1 protein-coding gene and 1 pseudogene are annotated in these 1,892 nt (G+C 55.5%); both read right to left on the reverse strand.

Annotated features, from left to right (window positions below):
* Positions 1-133: 133 nt before the first annotated feature.
* Positions 134-1,387, reverse strand: a pseudogene (locus CFR80_RS17895) (putative bifunctional diguanylate cyclase/phosphodiesterase); the annotation flags it as partial.
* A gap of 31 nt (positions 1,388-1,418) precedes the next feature.
* Positions 1,419-1,892, reverse strand: a 474-nt coding sequence (locus CFR80_RS17900; RefSeq protein WP_146221646.1) for an IS66 family transposase, incomplete at its 5' end; no start/stop codon positions are given.

Below are 1,892 nucleotides of genomic sequence, written 5' to 3' on the forward strand. Positions count from 1 at the left end.
AATCGCACCAGCCATTCCCGATCCTCCCTCTCACGACAGAATCAGAACAGGCCCTTCGCGTCACTTCACAGATGAGTCAGAGACAGTAGCCCTTGGTATCAGTGGCTACGTCCTTTGGTATTAGGAAATAATGTTATTCATCTTTTTGTGTATGATTTTCTGAGGTCGTCTTCAGAAAATCATGCGGTTTACGCGCCCATGCCTCAAGATCAGTGGCCGACATGGGCTTTGCAAACAGATAGCCCTGCAGCACGTCACAATGTAGTGCCTGCAGCAGACTATATTGTGCTTCTGTTTCGACGCCTTCAGTTACAACAGTCATGCCTAATCGGTTGCCAATACCAATCACAGCGGTCGTGACGGCCTGGGCATTCGCATCATGTTCAAGATTCATGATAAAGCTGCGATCGATTTTGATTTCTGTCAGCGGCAGGCGCGTCAAACGCGACAGACTGGAAAAACCGGTACCAAAATCATCCATGGAAAGGCCGACACCAAGTTTTCGGATGGAGGAAAGTACGTTCATCGTTTCCTCGCTCTCGTCCATCATCACGCTTTCCGTGATTTCCACGGTCAGTCGTTCAGGCGCCAGGTTGTATTTTTTCAGCAGGCCATCAATCATCGGCACCAAGGATCGGTTGCGGAAATGCCCGGCCGAAAGGTTGACCGCGACAACCGGTATCCTGACTCCATCACGATCCCATCTAGTGATCTGGCGGCAGGCCTTTTCAAGCGACCAGCGGCCGATTGCTTCGATCTGGCCAGTTTCTTCCGCCACGGCGATGAAACGGGATGGAAAAATATTACCGAGCGTGGGATGATTCCACCGGGACAAGGCTTCCACCCCATATATCTTGCCTGTAATGGCCTCAATCTGAGGCTGGTAATGCAGGTTCAGCATCCCCTTTGACAGGGAGTCCCGCAGTGCACTGCCCAGAACCAGCCGGTCCTGCGCTTCAGTACTCTCGGTTGTATTGGCTAGCTTATATCCGCCGCGCGCGTCCTTCTTGGCCTGACGCATCGCGATTTCGGCACAACTGACGAGGGACTCTCCATCCGGCCCGTTTTCCGGAAATACCGCGATGCCCATGCTGAAAGAAGCAGCCAGGTGATTGCCCGCGACGTTCAGCGGTCGCTGCATGGCGTCGATGACATTTTTTACGAAGGCGACGGCGGTTTCGGCCGTCGCGTTGGGAATAACCACCACAAAGTCATCCCCGCCAGAGCGGCTGAGCACATAATTGCTGCGGCACAGTGTCTTGAGACGCTCCGCCACCGCCTTCAGGAAGGTATCACCCTGGACATGCCCCAGCGCATCGTTGATATCGCGAAAACGATCCAGATCCATGAGTACCACGGCAAAGCGGTTATCGCGTGGCTGGCTGATCGTAATCATCCGGCGAGAGACGCGGGCGTATTCAGGCGGCGATGGTATTGTGGACCTGCTGGTGGGCTTTCCAGTGCCAGGGCAGGAGTTCATGGAGGCGTGGATTGGGGATGTCATTGATCCGTGCCAGGACATCAGCGAGCCATGCATGGGGATCGACATCGTTCAGGCGCGCGGTGACGATCAGGGAATACATGGCGGCGGCGCGCTCTCCGCCACGATCGGACCCGGCGAACAACCAGGCTTTCCTGCCCAGGGCGATGCCGCGCAGGGCGCGTTCTGCTGCATTGTTTGAGAGGCAGATCCGGCCGTCAGTGAGGAATCGTGTGAATGTATCGGCACGTCTGAGAAAATAGTTCATGGCGTGGGCAACGGGATTTTTTGTCGACATGCGCCGGCAACACTCCCGCATCCAGTCGAACAGATCGTCGACCAGAGGGGCTATGTCTGTTTGACGGACTGCCAGCCGATGTTCTGGGGGCGTACCGTTGATGGTGCGCTCGGC

It is taken from the genome of Komagataeibacter oboediens (genome assembly GCF_003207815.1).
In the GTDB taxonomy this organism is placed as follows: Bacteria; Pseudomonadota; Alphaproteobacteria; order Acetobacterales; family Acetobacteraceae; genus Komagataeibacter; species Komagataeibacter oboediens.